At 64.5% G+C, this 22,584-nt stretch carries 19 protein-coding genes; 8 read left to right on the forward strand and 11 right to left on the reverse strand.

Translation table 11 applies throughout. The annotated features are described in order from the left end of the window. The first annotated feature begins 99 nt into the window (after positions 1 to 99). Positions 100 to 1,050, forward strand: a complete 951-nt coding sequence (locus L1P09_RS13230; RefSeq protein WP_054904714.1) for a site-specific integrase — start codon at positions 100 to 102, stop codon at positions 1,048 to 1,050. Here L1P09_RS13230 and L1P09_RS13235 read toward each other — a convergent pair. Beyond that, positions 1,040 to 2,182, reverse strand: coding sequence for a glycerate kinase (locus tag L1P09_RS13235; RefSeq protein WP_054904715.1), 1,143 nt, complete (start codon positions 2,180 to 2,182; stop codon positions 1,040 to 1,042). The two genes, L1P09_RS13230 and L1P09_RS13235, sit on opposite strands and share 11 nt — an antisense overlap. A 217-nt stretch (positions 2,183 to 2,399) precedes the next feature. After that, entirely contained in the window at positions 2,400 to 3,497 is a 1,098-nt protein-coding gene (locus L1P09_RS13240; RefSeq protein WP_054904716.1) for a sugar diacid recognition domain-containing protein, read from the reverse strand. Between the two features lie 163 nt (positions 3,498 to 3,660). Here L1P09_RS13240 and L1P09_RS13245 point away from each other — a divergent pair, with 163 nt between their 5' ends. Further along, positions 3,661 to 4,989: an MFS transporter gene (locus L1P09_RS13245; RefSeq protein ID WP_029886214.1), complete on the forward strand. Its 1,329-nt coding sequence runs from the start codon at positions 3,661 to 3,663 to the stop codon at positions 4,987 to 4,989. A gap of 173 nt (positions 4,990 to 5,162) precedes the next feature. Beyond that, on the forward strand, positions 5,163 to 6,683 hold the full coding sequence (locus L1P09_RS13250) for an FAD-dependent oxidoreductase (RefSeq protein ID WP_054904717.1): 1,521 nt from the start codon (positions 5,163 to 5,165) through the stop codon (positions 6,681 to 6,683). Positions 6,684 to 6,718: 35 nt separating this feature from the next. Here the strand turns inward: L1P09_RS13250 and L1P09_RS13255 are convergent, their stop codons facing one another. The 3 genes from L1P09_RS13255 to L1P09_RS13265 form a co-directional block, all read right to left on the reverse strand. Beyond that, positions 6,719 to 7,411: a TraX family protein gene (locus L1P09_RS13255; RefSeq protein WP_054904718.1), complete on the reverse strand. Its 693-nt coding sequence runs from the start codon at positions 7,409 to 7,411 to the stop codon at positions 6,719 to 6,721. Positions 7,412 to 7,414: 3 nt separating this feature from the next. Then, positions 7,415 to 8,488 (reverse strand): metal-dependent hydrolase, encoded by a 1,074-nt coding sequence (locus L1P09_RS13260; protein ID WP_235767719.1) that lies wholly within the window; start codon positions 8,486 to 8,488, stop codon positions 7,415 to 7,417. 103 nt (positions 8,489 to 8,591) lie between these two features. Beyond that, complete coding sequence (locus tag L1P09_RS13265) at positions 8,592 to 9,353, reverse strand: 1,6-dihydroxycyclohexa-2,4-diene-1-carboxylate dehydrogenase (protein ID WP_054904720.1); 762 nt, start codon at positions 9,351 to 9,353, stop codon at positions 8,592 to 8,594. A gap of 186 nt (positions 9,354 to 9,539) precedes the next feature. Here L1P09_RS13265 and L1P09_RS13270 point away from each other — a divergent pair, with 186 nt between their 5' ends. Both L1P09_RS13270 and L1P09_RS13275 read left to right on the forward strand, forming a co-directional pair. Beyond that, positions 9,540 to 9,926, forward strand: coding sequence for a type 2 periplasmic-binding domain-containing protein (locus L1P09_RS13270; RefSeq protein ID WP_054904721.1), 387 nt, complete (start codon positions 9,540 to 9,542; stop codon positions 9,924 to 9,926). Positions 9,927 to 10,002: 76 nt separating this feature from the next. Continuing rightward, the gene (locus L1P09_RS13275) at positions 10,003 to 10,887 is read left to right on the forward strand and encodes an alpha/beta hydrolase (RefSeq protein WP_054904722.1); all 885 of its coding nucleotides are present in this window, start codon (positions 10,003 to 10,005) and stop codon (positions 10,885 to 10,887) included. Positions 10,888 to 10,932: 45 nt separating this feature from the next. Here the strand turns inward: L1P09_RS13275 and L1P09_RS13280 are convergent, their stop codons facing one another. Together L1P09_RS13280 and hisN are read right to left on the reverse strand one after the other, a co-directional pair. Further along, a complete protein-coding gene (locus L1P09_RS13280) occupies positions 10,933 to 11,694 on the reverse strand; it encodes a hypothetical protein (RefSeq protein ID WP_371105798.1) in 762 nt (253 codons plus the stop codon). Between the two features lie 88 nt (positions 11,695 to 11,782). After that, positions 11,783 to 12,574 carry a histidinol-phosphatase gene (hisN, locus tag L1P09_RS13285; protein ID WP_009682763.1) on the reverse strand — a complete coding sequence of 264 codons (792 nt, stop codon included), beginning with the start codon at positions 12,572 to 12,574 and terminating at the stop codon, positions 11,783 to 11,785. 218 nt (positions 12,575 to 12,792) lie between these two features. On the opposite strand from hisN, the gene L1P09_RS13290 reads away from it, so the two are divergent. Beyond that, positions 12,793 to 14,922: a TonB-dependent siderophore receptor gene (locus tag L1P09_RS13290; protein ID WP_054904723.1), complete on the forward strand. Its 2,130-nt coding sequence runs from the start codon at positions 12,793 to 12,795 to the stop codon at positions 14,920 to 14,922. A gap of 31 nt (positions 14,923 to 14,953) precedes the next feature. Here the strand turns inward: L1P09_RS13290 and L1P09_RS13295 are convergent, their stop codons facing one another. Both L1P09_RS13295 and ptrR read right to left on the reverse strand, forming a co-directional pair. Next, positions 14,954 to 15,475: an acyloxyacyl hydrolase gene (locus tag L1P09_RS13295; protein WP_009682761.1), complete on the reverse strand. Its 522-nt coding sequence runs from the start codon at positions 15,473 to 15,475 to the stop codon at positions 14,954 to 14,956. A gap of 234 nt (positions 15,476 to 15,709) precedes the next feature. Further along, positions 15,710 to 16,579, reverse strand: coding sequence for a putrescine utilization regulator PtrR (gene ptrR / locus L1P09_RS13300; RefSeq protein WP_054904724.1), 870 nt, complete (start codon positions 16,577 to 16,579; stop codon positions 15,710 to 15,712). Positions 16,580 to 16,686: 107 nt separating this feature from the next. Here ptrR and L1P09_RS13305 point away from each other — a divergent pair, with 107 nt between their 5' ends. Continuing rightward, positions 16,687 to 18,072 (forward strand): aldehyde dehydrogenase family protein, encoded by a 1,386-nt coding sequence (locus L1P09_RS13305; protein ID WP_054904725.1) that lies wholly within the window; start codon positions 16,687 to 16,689, stop codon positions 18,070 to 18,072. Between the two features lie 40 nt (positions 18,073 to 18,112). On the opposite strand, the gene L1P09_RS13310 is transcribed toward L1P09_RS13305, so the two are convergent. Together L1P09_RS13310 and L1P09_RS13315 are read right to left on the reverse strand one after the other, a co-directional pair. Further along, a complete protein-coding gene (locus L1P09_RS13310) occupies positions 18,113 to 20,023 on the reverse strand; it encodes an AAA family ATPase (protein ID WP_235767720.1) in 1,911 nt (636 codons plus the stop codon). Between the two features lie 74 nt (positions 20,024 to 20,097). Beyond that, a complete protein-coding gene (locus L1P09_RS13315; RefSeq protein ID WP_029885441.1) occupies positions 20,098 to 20,997 on the reverse strand; it encodes a helix-turn-helix domain-containing protein in 900 nt (299 codons plus the stop codon). Positions 20,998 to 21,181: 184 nt separating this feature from the next. Between L1P09_RS13315 and L1P09_RS13320 the strand changes: the two genes are divergently transcribed. Continuing rightward, entirely contained in the window at positions 21,182 to 22,540 is a 1,359-nt protein-coding gene (locus tag L1P09_RS13320) for a glutamine synthetase family protein (protein WP_235767721.1), read from the forward strand. Positions 22,541 to 22,584: the final 44 nt, after the last annotated feature.

Here is a 22,584-nt window from a genome sequence, read left to right on the forward strand (position 1 = left end):
ACCGTAGCGTGCCGCTGCTGTACAGCGCGCCCGATCACACCCGGGACAGCCGGGTGATTTAGGTTTATCGTGTAGCCATCCTCCACCGCCGCTTGCACCATGACCGATATCGAACGCTACCTGCGCGCCGCCACCCGCGACAACACTCGGCGTAGCTATCAGGCTGCCGTCGAACACTTCGAAAGCCACTGGGGCGGCTTTCTGCCGGCCACCGCCGAGAGCATCGCCCGCTACCTGGCCGAGCATGCCGACCAGCATGCCGTGAGCACCCTGCGCCAACGGCTGGCCGCGCTGAGCCAGTGGCACGTTGCCCAAGGCTTTCCCGACCCCACCAAGGCCCCCCTGGTGCGCCAGGTGCTGCGCGGCATTCGTAGCTTGCACCCGGCCCCGCCCAAGCAGGCAGCGCCGCTGCTGCTGCAGCACCTGCAAACGGCGGTCGCCTGTTTCGAAGAGGAAGCCCGCCAGGCCCGTGAGAATCACGACCTGGCCGCCTTGCGCCGCGCACGGCGCGATAGCGCGCTGCTGTTGCTGGGCTTTTGGCGGGGTTTTCGTGGCGATGAGCTGGCGCGCCTGCGCGTGGAGCATGTCCAGGCCGAAGCGGGTGTCGGCATCACCCTGTTCCTGCCACGCAGCAAGGGTGATCGCGAAGCGCTGGGGGTGCAGCACCGCACCCCCGCGCTCAAGGCCCTGTGCCCGGTCACGGCCTACCTGCAATGGCTGGAGGTTGCCGGCATTGCCCACGGGCCGGTGTTTCGCAAGCTCGACCGTTGGGGCAACCTGGGCGACAGCGCGCTCAACAGCAACAGCCTGGTGGGGCTGCTAAGGCGCATGCTGGCACGCGCCGGGGTTCCGGCAGCCTTGTACACCGGCCACTCGCTGCGGCGCGGTTTCGCCACCTGGGCCACCGCCAATGGTTGGGAGTTGAAAGCGTTGATGAGCTATGTGGGCTGGAAAGACGCCAAGTCGGCGCTGCGCTACATCGATGCGGCACAACGCTTCGGCGAACTGGCCGCCCTACCGGCCGGCCATGAGCAGGTGCTCATTCCCTGACGGCTGCGCAGCGCCACAGGCGGGCGATGTCACAGGCCCGCGCCTGCAGCAGCTCAGCAGCATCGGCACATGCCTGCTCCAGGCTCATTGGCCCACTGCTCAGGGCAAAGGCCGCATCCACGCCGTGCGCATACAACTGCTGGTAGCCCTCACCCAAGGTCCCGGCCAGTACCACCACCGGTACCCCGTGGCGCTTGGCGACCCGGGCCACGCCCATTGGCGTCTTGCCGCGCAAGGTCTGTGCATCGAAGCGCCCCTCGCCCGTCACCACCAGATCAGCACCTTGCACCAGGGCATCGAGCCCGGCCAGTTCCGCCACCACCACTACCCCGGGGCGGAACTGCGCGCCCATGAATGCCCGCGCGGCGAAACCCATGCCACCGGCGGCGCCACAACCTGGGTAGTCACGCACATCCTGACCCAGCAACTGCGCACAGTGGTCGGCAAAATGCCCCAGCGCCTGGTCCAGCGCCTGCACCTGCTGCGGGTTGGCGCCCTTCTGCGGGCCGAAGATCGCCGATGCACCATTGGCCCCGCACAGCGGGTTGTCGACGTCGGCCGCTACCTCGAACTGTACCTCAGCCAGGCGTGGGTCGAGATCGCTGGCATCGATATGCGCCAACTGCGCCAAAGCCAGCCCCCCTTCCTCCAGCGCCTGCCCCTGGGCATCCAGCAGGCGCAGGCCCAACGCACGCAACATGCCGCTGCCGGCGTCATTGGTGGCACTGCCGCCAATGGCCAGCACCACGCGCTGTGCGCCGGCAGCCAACGCGGCGGCAATCAGCTCGCCGGTACCCCAGGTGCTGCTGCGGCAGGCATCGCGCTGCCCGGTTGGGACCAGCTGCAGGCCACTGGCCTGGGCCATTTCGATGATTGCCGTGCGGCTGTGCGGCAACCAGCCCCAGCCGGCTTCCACGCTCTGCCCCAGCGGCCCGCGCACGGTCTGGCGGCGCAGCTCGCCGTCGCTGGCGGCAAGGATCGCGTCCATGGTGCCTTCGCCACCATCGGCCATCGGGCATTCGACCACCTGCACACCCGGGCAACCCTCACGCAAGCCGGCAGCGATGGCGCGCGCAACCCCGGCAGCATCGAGGCTGTCCTTGAACGAGTCGGGGGCAATGACGATCTTCATGGGGATTCTCCTGTCCTGATGGCGGCATGCTGACAGCTGTGCGCCCAGGCGGCCTCGGTCAAATGCACAAAACCCCGGGTGGGTTGTTTGGGCGGACGCCTTTGGCCTGTGGCGGCCCTATCGCCGGCAAGCCGGCTCCCACAGCAATGAGTGCTCCCTCAGGCCTGTATCTGTGGGAGCCGGCTTGCCGGCGATAGGGCCGCAACAGAGAAATGCTTCAGTCTGCAGGCAACAGCTGCAACCCCAGGTACAAGCTCAGCATGCCTTCCATCCGCAGCGGGTCGACCTCGCCCAACTCGGCAATGCGCTCCAGCCGGTAGCGCAGGCTGTTGCGATGAATGCCCAAGGCATCGGCACAGGCCTGGCTCTGGCCGTCATGGGCACACCATGCCCGCAGGGTGGTCAGCAGTTGGCCGCTGCTGTCCTTGACGCGTATGCGCTGCAACGGTTCCAGCAGTTCATCCAGTGCGTCATCATTGCGGTGGCGCCACAGCAGTGCCGGCAGCCGGTAGCGCTGCAGGCTGAGTAGGCGTTCGCCAGGCAATACCTCACGGCCATAAGCCAGCAAGTCACGCACCCGACGGTAACCCCGGCGCAACTGCTCCAGGCTCTGCGCGGCGCTGCCCAGGGCTAGCCGTTCCACTTCCCAGCCATGCCGTTGCAGGCGTTCCAGCAGGCGCGGCTCATCCAGCGCGGCACCCGCCGGGCGGCACCACAGCAACGACTGCCGCGCCGGGCTGACACACCAGCTGTCGGGGTAACGGCTGGTCAACCACGCTGCCAGTGCCTCGGCGGCCGGCCCCGAGGCCAGTTCGAACAAGCACGGCACACGCGGCAGCTGTGGCTTCAGGCCCAGTTGCCGGGCTTCGTCGAGCAACCGCGGGGAATCACCGCTGCCGCCAAGCAGCAACGCCAGCAGGTCGTCACAGCGCTGCCGCCGCCACTGCTGGTCGGCCTGCAAATGGCGCTGGGCCAGCAGCATTTCGGCGGTCATGCGCACCAGTTCACCGTAGGTCCGCACGTGCTGCGGGTCGCCGGTCAGGCCCAGCACGCCCATCAACCTGCCGTCGAGCATCAACGGCAGGTTGACCCCAGGCTGCACGCCCTTCAGGCATTTGGCCGCGTCAGTGTCCAATTCGACGATCCGGCCGTTGGCAAGTACCAACTGGGCGCCTTCATGGCGGGTGTTGATGCGTTCCGGCTCGCCGCTGCCCAGGATCAACCCCTGGCTGTCCATGACATTGACGTTGCACGGCAGAATGGCCATCGCCCGGTCAACGATATCCTGTGCCAGGTCATGGTCGAGTTCGAACATTGCACGGTCCTTAGGGTGTTAGGCTTTTGGGCTCGGGCACAGCAGCCCGCGCCCGGCACTGTGCAAAAGCACAAAGACAGGCACGCCGCAGTCCCCGAGACTCGTCAGGGCGAGCGCCGGCACAGGCGACGCGGCGATAACCATAACAACAGAGAATCCGATCATGGCACACAGCCCAGCCCCTGACCAAGGCACGGACACCACCCGCAACGCGCTGTACCGGCGCGTCACCCTGCGGCTGATTCCGTTCATTTTCATCTGCTACCTGTTCAATTACCTGGACCGCGTCAACGTCGGCTTTGCCAAGCTGCAGATGCTCGACGCGCTGAAGTTCAGCGAAACCGTGTACGGCCTTGGCGCCGGCATCTTCTTCATCGGCTATGTATTGTGCGGCCTGCCCAGCAACCTGGCGCTCAACCGCTTCGGCCCTCGGCGCTGGATCGCGCTGATGATGATCGCCTGGGGCAGTTTGTCCACTTGTCTGCTGTTCGTCACCACCCCGACCGAGTTCTATACCTTGCGCCTGCTCACTGGGGCGGCCGAAGCCGGCTTCTTCCCGGGTGTGGTGTTGTACCTTTCGCGCTGGTTCCCGGCAGCCAGACGCGGGCGCATCATGGCCCTGTTCATGTCGGCTATCCCGGTTTCGGGCCTGCTGGGCGGGCCGTTCTCCGGCTGGATCCTCGAACACTTCGCCGCCGGCCAGCATGGCCTGGCCGGCTGGCAATGGATGTTCCTGATCCAGGGCCTGCCCACCGTGGCCCTGGGCATTCTGGCAGTGTTCCTGCTCAGTGACGGTTACCAGAAGGCTGCCTGGTTGAGCGCGGGCGAACGCCAGCTGATCGCCGCAGACCTGGCGGCCGACGCTGCCAGCAAGCCCGCCACTACCGGCGACAGTGTACTGGCGGTACTGACCAACCCGCTGATCTGGACCTTTGGTTTCGTTTATTTCTGTATCCAGAGCGGTGTCTACGCCATCAACTTCTGGTTGCCGTCGATCATCAAGGGCATGGGCTTCGACAACCCGCTGCTGATCGGCTGGCTGAGCGCCATTCCGTATCTGCTGGCCGGGGTGTTCATGATTCTGTGCGGCCGCTCGGCCGACTTGCGCAACGAACGCCGCTGGCATCTGGTGGTGCCGATGCTCATGGGCGCCATGGGCTTGCTGATCGCAGTCAACTTCGCCGCCAACCCGGCCATTGCCATCCTTGGCCTGTCCATCGCCACCATGGGCGCGCTCACCGGTCTGCCGATGTTCTGGCCGATGCCCACGGCGCTGCTCAGCGCCAGTGCCGCCGTGGCCGGCCTGGCGATCATCAACTCGGTCGGCCAGATGGCCGGCTTCCTCAGCCCGTACCTGGTGGGGTTCATCAAAGACCAGACCGGGTCCACCGATGCCGCCCTGTATTCGTTGGCGGCACTGATCGTGCTCGGTAGCCTGGTGGCGCTGCGCGTGACCAGGGCCGGTGCACTGAGTGCTGCCCGGGCCAATTGAGTCCAGCGGCGAGCCAGCCCGCTGCCAGACCACGCCAGCATAGTGATGCAACGGGGGTGTTCTAGTGGCAGCGGGCGTGGCCCGTTACCACCGGAACACCGGTCGTCAGCTCAACGCACCCCCTTCCCACCTCAGGCGTCAAATGGTTCCAAAGGCCCCTTTGGAGAACCCTCATGACCCAGTACGCCGTGGCCCGCCTGGCACAACTCGACGAGGACCGCCCGTTGCGCGTTCAGGCCGGCAGCGAAGAGATCATCCTCGTTCGCCAAGGCCAGCAGGTACGCGCCTATCAGGCCAATTGCCCGCACGCCGGCGCGCCGCTCGACGAGGGTGTGGTGTGCGCCGGGCTACTGGTCTGCCCGTGGCACAAAGCCGCGTTTGCCGTCGACGACGGCGCAGTCTGCGAACCGCCGGCACTTGCCGACCTGCGCCGCTACCAGGTGTGGCTCAAGGGCGATCAGGTGTGGGTAGATGACCAGCCCCTGGCTGCCGTCGAGCCGCCCAGGCACAGCGATGCCCGCTGCTTTGTGGTGGTGGGTGCCGGGGCCGCGGGCAGCGCTGCGGTGGCCGCCCTGCTCAGGCAAGGTTTTGCCGGCCGGCTGGTGTGGATAGACCAGGAGCGTCAGCCCGCCTATGACCGGACCTCGCTGAGCAAATTCGTGATCGCCGGGCAGATGCCCCCCGACGAAGTACCCGCCTTGCTCGACGCCGATGCCTTGCGCCAAGGCCAACTGGAGCGCAAGCATGGCAAAGTGCGCAGCGTTGACGGCCAGCACCGCCAAATCACCTTGGCTGACGGCCAGTCGATCGCGTATGACGCTTGCCTGCTTGCCACCGGCGGTAAGCCCGTGCGCCCGCAACTGGCCGGTATCGATCTGCCTGGGGTGTTCACCCTGCGATCCCGCGACGATGCTGAGCGCGTGCTCGAAGCGGCCGAGCCCGGCCAGCCGTTGGTCATTGTGGGCGACGGCTTCATCGGCCTGGAGGCCGCTTCGGCCCTGCAGGCGTACGGCGCGCGGGTGCATGTGGTAGCCCGCCACGAGATCCCCTTGGCTCGACAGCTGGGTGAACGCATTGGCCGTTGCCTGCGCACGCTGCATGAGGCTCAAGGGGTGACTTTTCACGGCCCCACCGAGGTCAAGCTGATCGAAGGCCAGGGGCAGGTCGAGGCCGTGGTACTGGCCAACGGCGAGCGCCTGCAAACAGCCTTGGTCGTGCTGGGAACCGGCGTCAGCCCCGCGACGGCGTTTCTGCACGGGGTGCCCCTGGGGGAAGACAAATCGGTGAGGGTCGACGCCGACATGCGTGCTGCCCCCGGCCTGTGGGCGGCAGGGGACATCGCCACATTCCCGCTTGCCGGGCGCCCGGTGCGCATCGAACACTGGCGCCTGGCGCAGCAACAGGGGGTGATCGCAGCGGCCAACATGCTCGGCGAGCAACGCCGCTACGCCGACGTGCCGTTCTTCTGGACCTACCAGCACGGGGTTACCTTCGAGGTGCTGGGGCACGCACAGGACTGGAACCGCATCGAGTTCGTCGGCGAGCCGGAAACAGGTGACTTCATCGCCCTGCAGTGCGTGAACGAGCAGGTCGAGGCAGTGATTGCCAGGGGGTATTCCGATGCCATGGCGGCGCTGTCGCAGCGTATGAAACAGCCGTTGACCCTGCAACAGGCCCTGATGCTGATCGGCTGAAGGGGCTTGGGTAGGCCCGCCCTCCGATCACAGGCTCATGACAGCACCTTTATTACCAGCAGATGCACTGGATAAAACAGATAGCCCCAGCGCCCCACTGCCGGCACCCGCCAATCATCATGGCGCAACAGCGCTGAGCCAAGCGCAAGCGCCGAGGCCGCGCTCAGCAGTGTGAGCAGGGTGATCGGTGCCAGCAAATGCGCCTGCAACCAGCTATTGGTCAGGTTGCCGCCCATGGCCAGCAGGCAAGGCAACACCCAGGCCGCGCCGCCCTGCCGGCGCGCCATCAGGCAGGCGCCTGGCAGCAATACCCCGGGCACCCCATACATCAACTGCCCACTGAACAAAAAACCTGCCAGCCCGGCCGCCAAACCCAGCAAACGCAGCGACAGCAACGGGTAATGCACACCCCAGGCCACCAGCAACCCCAATACCAGCGTCGGCATCACGTTCAATGTCTGCGAGCCGCCGTCCAGCCAGCGATATGCAGGTTCCGATAGCACCGCGAACAGCAGCATCAGCCCCAGGTAGCGCACATTGCCAATGGTATTGAAAGCCCCTGCCCTGGCCCGCTGCACATTCACTGCAATGGCCAGGCAAAACAACGGGAACGCCAGCCTGCCCACCACGAACAGGCCATCGGCTGTGGGCCATAGAAAGCGCAGGTGATCGGCGACCATGGTCGCCATGGCGGTCCATTTGACCAGGTCCAGCCCCGCCGAGCGCAACGCTCAGCGCTCGCGTTCGACAGGGCTGACGCCCAGGTAGCGCTCGGTCCACAGGGCCAACGGCAGCGGTGGTTGCTGCTCCAAGACACGCCGCCAGATCAACACCAGGTCGCGCCTGTTGAACATCGACCCGGGCCCGGTTTGGAAAGCCGCTGGCACATCGACCACCCACTGCCCCTGGCGGTCCCGGTGGGCCATGTGGAAACGGAAGCTGTAGTTGCCCGGGATACCCATGCGCAAGTCCGTGACCACCAGCACGTCGCCGACCTGGTCGTAACGCAACCAGTCATCGGTGAACCAGCGCAAACGCTGATACAGCTCATCGGTGGCCAACACCTGCGCCAACTCCGTATTGCGCGGCAAGCGCTGCATTTCTGGCGCCTGCCGGTCGAAGACGCTGCTGATGCCTTCCAAGTAGTCACCCCCGGGGATTTTCGCCAACACTCGCCAGACCAGGCTGTTGAAGGCAATGGGTACGGCCCGCAGTTCAGTGGTGACGATACCTTGCTGGTCCAGTGCGGCCTGGAAGCGCTGCTCGGCGGCCATGCGCCCGGCAAGGCCGAAACCAAGGTACGCCGTGCTGAACACCAGTGCCAGGGTCAGCAGCCGCGTGGCCCTGGCAGTCACTCCGCGCACGGCCGCGTAGATAACGGCGGCCACCAGGGGCAAGGTATACACCGGGTCGATGATGAACACCGCAGCCCAGCTTTGCGGTGTGACTGGCAGAGGCCAGAACAACTGGGTGCCATAGACCGTGAAGGCATCGAGCAATGGGTGGGTGATCAGCACCAGCCAGAACGCCAGGAACAGCCTGTTCAAGGTATAGCCTTTGTCGGGCCAGCACTTGTTGACCAGCCAGGCCAGCAGCAAGGCCAGCCCGGTGAGCACGAACAGCGAGTGGGAGAAGCCGCGGTGGTAAGTCATCTGCGACACCGGGTCGGCGTAGCGGATGATCACGTCGAGGTCCGGCAGCGTGCCCAACGCCGCGCCATACAACAGCGCGCGGCGGCCTTGCAGGCGGCCCAGCACGGCACCCTGCAGGGCGGCGCCGAGTACAGCTTGGGTAATCGAGTCCAAGGGAGCATTCCTCGCAGGTGGTGACGGGGAAACTACCCTCAACCAGGGCCGCTAGGCAATTCCCCGCCTTGTTGCCAGATGCAACCCCGCAAGACCAGGCGGTTCAGCCGAGGTCACCGCCCCCCACCGGCAGGGTCACCCCGGTGATGTATGACGCTTCATCGCTGGCCAGGAACAGAATTGCCCCGACCTGCTCGTCGATGCTGCCGTAGCGGTGCATCAGGCTGCTGTCGAGGGTCTGGTCGACAATTTGCTGGTACCAGCGCCTCTCCTGCTCGGTTTGCTCGGCGGTGTTGCGCGGTACCCGCCGCGGCGGCGCTTCGGTGCCACCGGGCGCGGTGGCGTTGACGCGGATGCCACGGCCAGCGGTTTCGAAGGCCAGGCAAGCAGTCAGCGCATTGACCCCACCCTTGGCCGCACCATACGGCACCCGGTTCACGCCCCGCGTGGCGACCGACGAGACATTGACAATGACCCCACTGCCGCATTCGAGCATGTACGGCAGTGCGGCGTGGCAGCACCACAGGGTGGGAAACAGCGAGCGGCGCACTTCGGCTTCTATCTCTTCGGCCGCGTAGTGCTCGAAAGGCTTGGCCCAAATGGTACCGCCCACATTGTTGACCAGTATGTCGAGGCGGCTGAACGTTGCTACTGCGCTGGCCATGACCCGGACGCAGTCGGCGTGCCGTTCAAGGTCGGCGGTCAGGGTCAGCACCCCCTCGCCGGCCAGTTCGTGGACCAGTTCGGAGCGGTCTACCGCCACCAATTGCGCACCCTCGGCCTTGAGCCGCCAACACACGCCACGACCGATGCCTTGGGCGGCGCCGGTGACCAGGGCGACCTTGCCTTGGAATCTGTTGTTCATGTTCAAATCTCCGCTTCCCCGCGGTCCCCGTAGGAGCGGGTATACCCGCGAATGCGTCCGACAAGGCAACGTTGCTGTACCTGCTGGCCTCTTCGCGGGTAAACCCGCTCCTACAGGCACTGCACAGTGTTCAGAACCTGTGGCGGACCTGTGGGAGCGGGCGAGCCCGCGAAAAAGCCAACGCTGATGGATCAGGTTACTGACCGGCCTGGGCCGCTGCATCACGCGAGGCTTGCAGCCACTGGTCAAACTGCTGACGGTGGGCGGCAACCCATTCACCTGCTGGTGCAACTGGCCCTTGGCAACCAGGGCGTGGCGCTGGGCTGGCACCACCTGGTGGCACAACTGGTGGCCCAGGGGCTGCTGGTGCGCCCGGTGCAAGAGGAGTTGGTGCTCAAGGACACCTTCCACTTCCTGGCCTTCAACGAAGATAAGGAAAATGAGCCCAGTTGCCTGCGCTTGCGCGACTGGTTGCTCGAAGAGTTCCAGCCGTTGCTGGATTCACTGGGCAGCAGCTGCCGCTGTTTCGCAGGCGCGCAACGGCCGGCACTGCCCACCCGCTCACTGCGGTAACAGCTTGCAACCAGTCCAGCCCACCATTGAGGCACTTTCCTCACACGCACGCCCCGGCATCTGTTAAAAAGCCCACATGCCCACCCTTTTCCTCTCCCACCTACGCCGCCGCTGGCTGACCTGGTTGTGTGCCACCTTGCTGGTGATCGGCCTGCCCAGCAGTTGCGCGGTGCTTCAGCACAAAGAGCGCGAACTGGTGTTCCGCATCGAACCTGGGCAGGCCAGCTGGTTCCGTGGCCTGCCCAGCGGTGTGCAGGAGCTTGACCTGCGGCCCCGCAGTTTCGCTGCCAATCAGAGCCTGCACGCCTGGTGGTGGCCGGCCAGGCGCGCCAATGCCCCGGCCATCCTCTACCTGCATGGGGTGCGCTGGAACCTGACCGGGCAGTTGTTCCGCATCGAGCAGTTGCATGCCATGGGCTACTCGGTGCTGGCCGTGGACTACCGCGGCTTTGGCCAGAGCCGCGGCGGGCTGCCCTCCGAGGCCACTGTCTATGAAGACGCGCGCATCGCCTGGGAGCGCTTCGCTCAGTTGCAACCCGACGCAGGCAAACGGCTGATCTTCGGCCATTCGCTGGGCGGTGCGGTGGCCGTGGAACTGGCCCGCGCGCTGGCAGCCGAAGCACGCCAGGGCGGTGCCGCGGCCCCGGCGCGTGGGTTGATACTGGAATCGACATTCACCTCGTTGGGCGATGTCGCCGCTGAGGTAGCCAATACGTCACTGCCGGTGCGTTGGTTGCTGTCGCAGAAGTTCGACTCGCTGGGCAAGATCCAGGATATCGGCTTGCCCGTGCTGCTGGTGCACGGGCTGGATGACCGCTTCGTGCCAGCGCGTTTCAGCCAGCAGCTGTACGAGGCGGCCCGGCAGCCCAAAACCCTGCTGCTGGTACCGGGTGCCAGCCACAACAACAGCATGAGCCTGGCCGGGCCGCGTTATCGGCAAGCGATCCAGGCGCTGCTCTGAAAGCGTTACTGGCCGCTCCTACCAGGGCCAATACAACAGCCAAAGTCACTGTACGGGCAGGAAGTTCATCAGCAGCAAGCTCTGTGCATAGTTCAATCCGATCCGCCGATACCGCTCGTCCAGCAACTCTGCCAGCAAATCCAGGCGCGCCACGATCTTCCCGAACTCCACGGCGAAACTCAGGTTGCTGCCCTCTTCGGAAATCTCGTTGGAAAACAGCAGCAACACGCCATTGGCATCTTGCCGCTGGCTCAACATCCAGGTGGCCTTTTCGATATTGCGCGCGGCGTTGTTGATGAACAGCGGGTCGATCGTGTCGGTCATGTAGAACTCGGTGCGCCCGCCGTGAGCGGTGATCAGCATGCTGCCGATGGCATAGATGAAGGCGCCGACGCGGTCACCGCGAAACTCCGGGCTCAACGCGTAACTCAAGGCTGCCAGGTCGCGACGGTTGCCCAGCTGCGCCAGCGGCTGGCGGTGTTCGATGGCCTTGCGGATCTGCCGCTCGGCAGTGGCGGCGTCGACGTACCCCGACAGCTTCAACTGGTTGGGGTTGCGCAGGTACAGCTTGTTCATCAGCAGGTAGAGGCTTTGCAGGTTGTCGCGCATCGACAACGTGGCCAGGCGGTCGACACTGGTCTGGAACAGTTCGCTGGGCTTGCCGTCGGCAAACTGGTCGAGCATGTCGCGGCCCTGTTCCTGGGTGCAGGCACACAGGCAGGTGAGCACGCCTGCCAGCAGCACGCGGGGAATCAGATGAGGGTAGCTTGCAACCATCGGCACCGGGTCGATATTCGGCGGCCGCATCGGGGATTGATGTGGCCTGGCCAAGCATAGAGCGCGGAAATGGCAAAAAGTGCAGTGTAAAGGCCGCCGCAGGCCCGGTGCCGTACCCTCACATGGCGTGGCGCAGCTTCTCCACCATCTGCGCGTGCAGCGCCGGGTCGCCACAGGCCACTACACAGCCGCCGTGCTGCGCCGAACTGCCATCCCAGGCGCTGATCACCCCACCCGCCCCTTCGATGATCGGCATCAGCGCCTGTACGTCATAGGGTTGCAAGCTGGCCTCCACGATCACATCGACGAACCCCGACGCCAGCATGCAGTAGGCATAGCAATCGCCGCCGTAGCGCATCAGCCGCGCCTGCCCGGCTACCGCCTCGAACGCGGCCTTGCGCTCGGCTGTGTCGAACATGTCGGGGGTGGTGCACATCAGCGTGGCCGTAGCCAGGTCGGCGCAGGCGCGGGTACGCAAGGGTGTAGCGTTGCGCCAGGCACCCTCGGGCGTGCCAATGAAACGCTCGCCGGTAAAGGGCTGGTTCATCACCCCCAGTACCGGGCGGGTACCGTCGTTCAGCGCAATCAACGTTCCCCACAATGGCAGGCCAGTGATGAAGGCACGGGTGCCGTCGATGGGGTCGAGCACCCAGGTCAGCGGGCTGCTGCCCACCGCCACCCCGGCCTCTTCGCCAAGAATGCCGTGGTCCGGGTAACGCGCCTGGATCAACGCGCGCATCGCATCCTCGGCCGCCTTGTCGGCCACCGTCACCGGGTCGTACAGGCGCCCCCCCTTGTCCTCGACGTCCAGGCTGGCACGAAAGTACGGCTTGATGGCCAGTGCAGCGGCGTCGGCCAGTTGCTCGGCGAATGTACGCAACTCACCAATCTGTGGGGCACTCAGGGACATTGGGAACAGGCCTCGTGACAGTTATGAAGATCGGCATGATACCTGACAACCTGTATTGCACCAGCCGCGTGCGCAACGAGCCTGGCCGATGCTGCTTCATCCATGAATGCCAGGGAGTTGCAGGGGCTTTAAAGTTAATGCATCTGGTAATGATTCGTAGTAGCCTTAATTCTTTTCGTCCCCCTTCTCTAGCGCCCTACTTCAGGATCGTCCAGTCGATGCGTCGCATGTTCGTTTCGCTTTGTGTACTTCATGCTGTCTCCCCAATGGCCCTCGCCGAGCCCGAACCGCTCAGCGACCCGGCCCAGATCGAACTTCAGGCCCTGAGCATCACTGGCACAGCCGACAGCGAACGGGCTGATGGCCCAGTGCTCGGCTACAAGGCCAACCGTTCCGCCAGTGCCACCCGCACCGACACCGCGCTGCACGAAACACCGCAGTCGGTCAGCGTGGTGCCCAAGGCGGTGCTGCAAGACACCGGTGCCACGCGCCTGCAAGACGGCCTGGACTATGCCGGTGGCGTCGGCCGGGCCAACAACTTCGGTGGCCAGGGCCTTACCACCTTCACCGTGCGCGGCTTTACCACCGGCGAGTTCTACCGTAACGGTTTCCCGATCAACCGTGGCTACCCCAACGCACCAGACGCCAATACCGTCGAGCGGCTGGAGGTGATCCGCGGCCCGGCCAGCAGCCTGTACGGCCGTGGCGACCCCGGCGGCACCTTCAACGTGGTCAGCAAGCAGCCGCTACCAGAACCCAAAGTCACCCTGGGCAGCCAGTTCGACGACCAGGGCATGCACCGCGCTACCCTCGACGCCGCCGGCCCGCTGAACCAGGACGGCTCGCTGGCCTACCGCCTGAACCTGCTTGGCGAGGGCGGCGACAGTTTCCGTGATGATGTGCAAAGCGAGCGTTATGACGTGGCGCCAGTGCTCAGCTGGCAGGTAAACGACACGACCAAGGTTGTGTTCGAAGGCGACTTCATGCGCAACAACCACCCGCTGGACCGCGGCCTGACCCGCTACGCCACCCAGCGTGGCAGCGCCTCGCGCGACACCTATATCTGGGAAAAAGGCAGCGATAACCTGCTGCACAACGACAACAACATGGCGCAGGTGCGTTTCGAGCACCTGCTCAATGACAACTGGACGCTGGCGGGCGGGTTCCAGTTCCTCGATGGCTCGCTCAAGGGCAATGCGGTCGAAGCCAACGGCGCGCCGCTGGATGGGCGAACGCTGGAGCGTAACTTCAACTACCGCAAGCTGGAGTGGACCGATCGCGACTGGCAGCTGAACCTGACCGGCTACTTCGACACCGGCGGCTTCAGCCACACCTTGCTGACAGGGGTGGAGTACGAGAACTATGACTACAACTCGATCATCCAGCGGTCCTCTGCGGTGGCGGGCACCTACCCCATCGACATCTACGACCCGGTGCTTGGCCAGCCACGGCCGGCGCTGACCCGGACCACGACCTGGGACAAGGAAAACCTGCAGACCTGGGCCTTCTTCATCCAGGACCAGGTGGCCCTGACCGAGCGATTGAAGGCTTTGGCAGGGGTACGCTTCGAGCGCTTCGAGCATGACTACGACAACAAGCTGGACAATGCCGGTGATTTCAGCAAAGGCGAAAACGGTGCTACGCCCCGGATTGGCCTGGTCTATGACCTCACCGACACGGTCGCCGTCTACGCCAACACCGCGCGCTCTTTCAAACCCAACACGGGAACCCCGGCCAGCGGCGGGGGCTTCGACCCGGAAAAGGGCAAGTCCTACGAACTGGGCGTGAAATGGGAAGCGCTCGACCGCCAGCTGAGTGTCGACGCAGCGGTCTACCACATCGTCAAGGAAAACGTGTTGACCCGCGACCCGGTGGACCCGAACTACAGCGTGGCGGCCGGCGAAGTGCGCAGCCGGGGCCTGGATATCAACGTTGCTGGCAATGTCACCCCCGAGTGGCGCGTCATTGGCGGCTACGCCTATGTGGATGCCGAAGTGACCAAGGACAACCGCCTGCCAACCGGCACGCGACTGGCCAATATCCCGCGCAACAGTTTCAGCCTGCTCAACACCTATGAGTTCCAGGACGGTGTCGCCAAGGGGCTTGGCTTGGGGCTTGGGGTGAAATACGTGGATGACCGCAACGGCCAGACCGAGGCGACCACCTACACCATGGAGCAATACACGGTGGTTGATCTGCTGACCTTCTACCAGGTCAACGACCATATACGCCTGAACCTGGATGTGAAGAACCTGTTCAACAAGGCGTATGACGAAGGCGCATTCAACCTGTATGCCTACCCGGGTGCGCCACGTACGGTACAGGCTGGCGTCGCGTACACCTTCTGAACGGCTGGGGCTGCATAAGCAGCCCTACCTGTCAGAAACCTTTGCTGTAGAACAGCGAATACGACTCGATGCCGTCGTTGGGCTGCTTGATCCCGGCGTTGGAATAATGGATCGCACGCAGCCCGACCTTCTGCTCCCCTGGCAGTTTCAGGCCTAGGCCGATACGGTCCTCGAAGTTGAACGAAGAACCCAGGCGCTGGTCGCCTACATCGGTCTTGGAGAACGCAGCCAGGCCGATGCCCGCTTCGATGTACGGGGTGTAGGTGAAACCGCTGAATTCATAGGTGAACACCGGGCTGAACGACAGCGAATGGGCGCCACTGGCGTCGCCGCCCTCCCAGTAGGTGTAGCCGGCGTCCCAGTAACCGCTGACATAGCCGATGTCGCTTTGCAGCCACTTCTTGTCCCAGTCGAACGACATACCAATGCGGTAGGTCATGTCGCCCTGGCTGGTAACGCCCACGGCGCCGGACACCTGCGCGGCCTGGGCCGTGCCAGCGCCGGCAAGTGCCAGCGCGGCAACGGCCAGCGATGCTGCGAGACGGGTTTTCATCTACGACTCTCCTGATGGTCTACACGGCAAGCGGGGGCTGTAGCCCCTCGATTGATTGGCGACCGGTTCATCCGGACCGGTCACACGAGGTAATACTTTTCTGATTATTGTCCGATAATCAGAAAGTTGGAAGTAAATTGCCATTATTGCTCATACACCGTTGCGGTGTGAGGCGCTACCACACCGCGAGCGCCGTACAGACGTGCGGGCTAGACGTAGATTAGTAGTTTTAAATCATTTGTTTACGTTCTTTTCTTCAAGCAGTTTCACGAACATGCTCAAGCTGCGTGATACCGTGCCACGGCGCCACACCAGCCAGGTTTTCAGGTAGCGGAAGTCTTCCGACATGGGCCAGGCACTGACCGTGCTGCAGCCCGGCATGTTGTCGAGCATGCTGCGCGGCAGCATGGCCAGGCCGGCCCCGGCACTGACGCAGGCGAGCATGCCGTGGTACGACTCCATTTCATGGATCTTGCCGGGAACCGCCTGGTCCTGGACGAACCAGTTTTCGAAGTGATGCCGGTACGAACAGTTGGCCCGGAACGCGTAGATGTTTTCGCCGTTGACGTCCTGGGCGCGGGTCACCGGGGCATGATTGAGCGGTGCGATGACCATCATCTCTTCCTCGAACACCGGTATGCCCTCCAGCGTGGGGTGCAACACCGGGCCATCGACGAACGCAGCCACCAGGCGGCCAGACAACACCCCCTCGAGCATGGTCCCTGAAGGGCCGGTGGACAGGTCCAGGTCCACCTTGGGGTAGCGCTGGTTGTAGGCCGCCAGCAAGGCCGGGATGCGCACGGCTGCGGTGCTTTCCAGCGAGCCCAGGGCGAAGGTGCCTTGCGGGTCTTCACCGGCCACGGTCAGGCGGGCCTCGTGCACCAGGTCGAGAATGCGCCGGGTGTATTCCAGGAAGTTCCAACCCGCGGGTGACAGGCGCAAGCGGCTTTTCTCGCGGATGAACAGTTCCACACCCAGGTCTTCTTCCAGCTGCTTGATGCGCGTGGTGAGGTTGGAAGGCACCCGATGGATATGCTGCGCGGCAGCGCTGATGCTGCCCTGCTCTGCCACGGCCTTGAAGATCTCCAGTTGCACCAGGTCCACAGCCTTTCTCCAAACGTGAATGTTTCGCTCATTATTATTCAGTTTTCATTAAAGCCATAGCCCACTAGTCTGGCTCCACTGTTCAATCACGACGAGAGTGCCCTGCCATGAGTGCGATCAGCAGCCTGACCCACGCCATCTCCCTCGACCCGTACACCGGCGAGCAGATCGGCGCCTACCCGTTCGACACCGACGCCGCACTGGAAGCGGCGCTGCAGCGTGCCAAGGCCGGCTACCGCCAGTGGCGCCAAGTGTCGCTGGGTCAGCGCAGCGAGTACCTGCTCGCCTTGGCCAGCACCCTTGAAGCCAAGGCCGAGGCCTTCGCGCAGATGATCAGCCGTGAAATCGGCAAGCCCATCGCCCAGGCCCGCGGCGAAGTCGCCAAGTGCGTTGGCCTGTGCCGCTGGTATGCCGAGCATGGCCCCGCGATGCTGGCCGCCGAGCCTACCCAGGTCGAAAAGGCCCGCATCGAATACCGCCCGCTGGGCCCGATCCTGGCGGTGATGCCTTGGAACTTCCCGGTCTGGCAGGTACTGCGCGGCGCCGTGCCGGCGATCCTGGCCGGCAATACCTACGTGCTCAAGCACGCGCCGAACGTAATGGGCAGCGCCTACCTGCTGGGCGAACTGTTCAAGGATGCCGGCCTGCCGCAAGGCGTTTTCGAAGTGTTGAACGTGACCCCGGAGGGTGTCACCCGCGCCATCAACGACCCGCGCATTGCCGCGGTGACCCTGACCGGTAGCGTGCGTGCCGGCATGGCGATCGGTGCCCAGGCCGGTGCCGCACTGAAAAAATGCGTGCTCGAACTCGGCGGTTCCGACCCGTTCATCGTCCTGGCTGACGCCGACCTGGACGCCGCCGTCCAGGCTGCCGTCATCGGTCGCTACCAGAACACCGGCCAGGTCTGCGCAGCGGCCAAGCGCATGATCGTGGAAGCAAGCATTGCCGACGCGTTCACCCGCAAGTTCGTAGAGGCAACCCGGCAGCTGAACATGGGCAACCCGCTGCAGGACGACACCTACATCGGCCCCATGGCCCGCTACGACCTGCGCGACGAGCTGGATGGCCAGGTACAGGCGACGCTGGCCGAGGGTGCCACCCTGCTGCTGGGCGGCCACAAGGTCGAAGGCGTTGCCAACTTCTATGCCCCGACCGTGTTCGCCAATGTGACCCCGGACATGACAGCATTCAAGCAAGAGCTGTTCGGCCCGGTGGCGGCGATCATCACGGCCCGTGACGCCGAGCATGCCGTGGAGCTGGCCAACGACAGCGAGTTCGGCCTGGCGGCGACCATCTACACCGCCGATTATGCGCTGGCCGAGCGCATGACTGCCGCGTTGGATACCGGTGGCGTGTTCATCAATGGTTACTGCGCATCCGACCCCCGCGTGGCGTTCGGCGGCGTGAAGAAAAGCGGCTTCGGGCGCGAGCTGTCGCACTTTGGTGTGCGGGAGTTCACCAATGCCCAGACCGTGTGGCTGGACCGGAACTGAGCCCAGTCAGGCGGGGGCTGCGTTGCAGCCCCTGCCAACCTCAATCGCGCACCTGGTCCTTGACCCAGTCCAGCATCCCCCCCGGCACGATCAGCTCATGCCGCGCCCGTGAACAGGCGGTATACAAACCTGCCAGCAGGCGCGCCCGTTCATTGCGGTTACCGGCCACCTGCGGCGTGACCATCAGCTCGGGCGACACCATCACCCGGGCAAACTCCATGTTCTTCACATCCCTTACCCGCCCGAGGAACAGCTTTGGCGCCTTGGTCCAGCGGTAACGGCTCTTGGCCTGGGCAAAGTGCTGCGGGGTGTAGCCCTTGCGCAGCAGGTTGGCCACCGCGACGAATGCCTTGTCCTCACCCTTGTCCTGCTCCAGCGCCTGCCAGCTGGCATAGCGGAACAGCATCGGGTGACGAGGCCGGGTGCCATGGCGGTACAGCTCGATGCAATCCTCCACGAACAGTTCGAAGTCCTTGCGCGCGCTCTGCAGCAGCACGAACGGCACGCCCTGGTGCGTCAGGCGCTGGAACCAGCCGAACAGCCCCCACTCGTCATCGACGATCAACGCGGTGGGCTGTTCCGGCACCGTGACCGCATCGAAGAAGCTGACCCGGGTGTAGTGCTCGGCGTTCCCACTGAAGGCCGCCTGGATCGATGCCGGGTGCGCCTGTATCAGCGGGTTGAGCACGTTGTCCATCGCCGGCCCTGCGCGCAGCGAGTGGTCGATGCAGCGCTGGCGGATGAAGCTGCCATGGTGCGCACTGAGGCCGTTCAGGTTCTGCAGTTCGTCACCGAGGGCGATGACCGCTTGCGGGCTGCGGTCAAGTACGGCAAGCATCGGTGCCGACAACTCGTGCGCCTCGTCGACGATGACGTGGGTGTAGCCGCTGTCAATCACCAGGCCGGTCAGCGCCAGCAGCTTGACCCGATGGTAGTCGCGTACCGGCAACTGGATTTCCCGCGCTGACGGGCGAATCAGCTCCTGCCAGTACAGCCGTGCCTTTTCCAGCAACACTTCCTGGTCCAGTGGCGATGTGCCCGGCCCGGCCCAGGGCACATGGTGCAACTGCACCTGCGCGTCGGCACTGTGGCAAAACGCCCGCACCGCGCGGATGCACAAGGCGACCACATCGCGCGCGGCAAGCGGGCCAATGTCGGGTATGGCCAGCCAGCGCACCACCTGCGCCTCTTGCGGGCGCCACGAGCGCTTGGTGCGGTAAGGGTCGCGCAGGCGCCAGCCGTTGCTGGTGAGGTCGCGGTTCAACAGCTCGTCGGCCAACTGACCGAAGGTCAGCGCGGTGTAGGCAGCGGCATCCTTGACCCGCGCCCGCAGCGCACGCAACTGGCCCTCGGTCAAGGCCAGCAACAAGGTGCGCTGCGGCTCCAGCAACCGGGCGAACTGGTGGATCAGAAAGGTCTTGCCGGTACCGGCAAAGCCCTGCACGGCGACCGATTCGTCGATACCCCCCAGAAATTCACGCAACAGCCGGTTCTGCTGGTCGCTGAGCATCAGGTCGCTGGCCAGCGCCGGCAGGTGCACGGGGTGCAGCGGCGTGGCGCGCTGGCGATAGCGGTCGGCGAACTGGAAATTCCACTGCCCCTCGCCGTCCTGCAGTTCATCTGCGCTGTACGCCACTTCGCCACTGAGCAGCGCAATGCCGTTTTCGCCCAGCATGCCCAGGCCCATGGCGAAGGCTTCACGGTCGAAGTGCTGCGCCACCTGCCCCTGGAAGCGCCCAGGCGCGGCACGTTCAACGTCGTTGGCGATCCGCACGATCTCGGCAAAGCGGCGTTCCTGAGCATCGGCCGAGGCAGTCGCCGGTTGGCGAGGCAGGTTTTGCACGAACAACACCGCAGCGGCCTGGAGCAGGCTGGCGCTGCTGAAGAAGTCGGTGAAGGGAACACTGGCGAGGCTGTCAGCCTGGTCACTGGGCAAAGGCAGGTAGAACATCGGCACCTCGGGTCGAAACAGGCTGGCACGATAGCAATTTTCGACGCCGGCTGCTGGACTTGCGGGCCGGCGGTTCAGCGCTTGACGCGCTTGAGTGTCTCGCTCGGAAATTCCTTGAACAATTGCCGGTAACTCTCTGAAAACCTTCCCAAATGCCAGAACGACCAACGCATCGCCACTTCTGCCACGGTCACGCCACCGCCCCGCAACAGATCGCGCCGCGCCCCGTTGAGCCGGCGCAACCGCAACCAGTGCGCGGGCGGCATGCCGGTGTAGGCCTTGAAGGCCTGCTGCAACTGGCGCAGCGACACGCCCGCCACCGCCGCCAGTTCCACCAGGTTCAAGGTTTCTTCCGGGCAGTCAGCCGCCCACTCGCTGACCCGGTGCATGATCGCCCGCTCCTCGTCCCGCCGGCCCATGGCCATGCCCTGCAAGCGCTGGCAGGCATTGTCGAGGATGAACAGGCAGTCCTCCAGCAACTGCTCCGCCAACGCCTGCCCCTGCAACGGGCACCCAGCCTCGCCCAGGCGGGTCAGGGTGGCACTGAGCCAACTGCCGAACAACGCATTCTGGCCACTGCCCAGCGGCACCATGAACAAACCGTCAAGCCTGCGGGGGTCCAGGCCGTGGCTGGCGAGAAACGCCTGGTCGAACACGACGGCGACTTCCTGGTAATTCTCTGGCGTGATCCAGATGTTGCGGCTCTGCTCGTTGAGCAGGTAAAGGCTGTTTTCGCTCTGGTCGAAGCAGAACGCCAGCGACCCGCTCGGCGCCCGGAAGAACTGCTCTACCCGGGTGTTGAGGCGTTCTTCGTAGACCTGCACGCCGTCAAGCCCCAGGCAGCGCAACTGACCGCTGAAATGGCCCGGCGACATCTGCCGGTACTGCTGCTGCCAACCGGGGGTGATGCGAACCTGCTCGGACACATCCGAAGTGTGGAAAGCTTGGACCTGCAAGGCGTTGGGCGTTGTCACGCTTTGTCCTGGATGCACTCTTTTGGTGCATTGAATGCCGAAGAAAGTGGATAGATGGCGGTGTGGCGCCGAGCTCAAGATAGCCTCCAGCGTGTCACCTGGGAAGCGCGACGCCCTTGACGCTGTGCAACGGCTCTGGCGGGTGCAGCGGCTCCCACATAAAAAACCCAACCAAGAGGTCTGTATGAACGCCCCTTTCGATCAGCTCTCCACCTGGCTGAAAGAACACCGGATCACCGAAGTAGAATGCGTGATCAGCGACCTGACCGGCATCGCCCGCGGCAAGATCGCACCGACCGCCAAGTTTCTTCACGAACGTGGCATGCGCTTGCCCGAGAGCGTGCTGCTGCAAACGGTCACCGGCGACTACGTTGACGACGATATCTATTACAACCTGCTCGATGCGGCTGACATCGACATGGTCTGCCGCCCCGACCCGAGCGCTGTGTACCAGATCCCGTGGGCCATCGAACCTACCGCGATCGTGATCCACGATACCTTCGACAAGCAAGGCAACCCCATCGAGCTGTCGCCGCGCAACGTGTTGAAGAAAGTGCTGAAGCTTTACGCTGACAAGGGCTGGCAACCCATTGTCGCGCCAGAGATGGAGTTCTACCTGACCAAGCGCTGCGAAGACCCGGACCTGCCGCTGCAAGTGCCACTGGGGCGTTCCGGCCGGGCCGAAAGCGGCCGGCAGTCGTTCTCGATCGATGCCGCCAACGAATTCGACCCGCTGTTCGAGGACGTGTATGACTGGTGTGAAATTCAGGGCCTGGACCTGGACACGCTGATCCACGAAGACGGCCCGGCGCAGATGGAGATCAACTTCCGCCACGGCGACGCGCTGGACCTGGCCGACCAGATCACCGTGTTCAAGCGCACCATGCGTGAGGCTGCGCTCAAGCACAACGTGGCTGCGACGTTCATGGCCAAGCCGATCACCGACGAGCCGGGCAGTGCCATGCACCTGCACCAGAGCGTGGTCGACATCGCCACCGGCAAGCCGATCTTCGCCAACGAAGACGGCAGCATGAGCCCGTTGTTCCTGCACCACATTGGTGGGTTGCAGAAGTACATCCCCAAGCTGCTGCCGATGTTCGCCCCCAACGTCAATTCGTTCCGCCGCTTCCTGCCGGACACCTCGGCACCGGTCAACGTCGAGTGGGGTGAAGAAAACCGCACCGCCGGTTTGCGCGTCCCCACCTCCAGCCCGGAAGCGATGCGCGTGGAAAACCGCCTGCCCGGCGCGGATGCCAACCCTTACCTGGCGATCGCTGCCAGCCTGCTCTGCGGCTACCTGGGCATGGTCGAGCAGATCGACCCGAGCGCCCCGGTGCAGGGCCGCGCCTACGAGCGGCGCAACCTGCGCCTGCCCATCACCATCGAAGATGCGCTGCAGCACATGGAAGACTGCGAGACCGTGCAGCAGTACCTGGGCAAGCAGTTCGTGCAGGGCTATGTGGCGGTCAAACGGGCCGAGCACGAGAACTACAAGCGCGTGATCAGCTCGTGGGAGCGCGAGTTCCTGATGCTGAGCGTCTGAGCCGCCCTGGGGGCTGTGCAGCCCCCACCACACCTGAACTCGTA

Source organism: Pseudomonas juntendi, from assembly GCF_021560075.1.
GTDB lineage: Bacteria > Pseudomonadota > Gammaproteobacteria > Pseudomonadales > Pseudomonadaceae > Aquipseudomonas > Aquipseudomonas juntendi.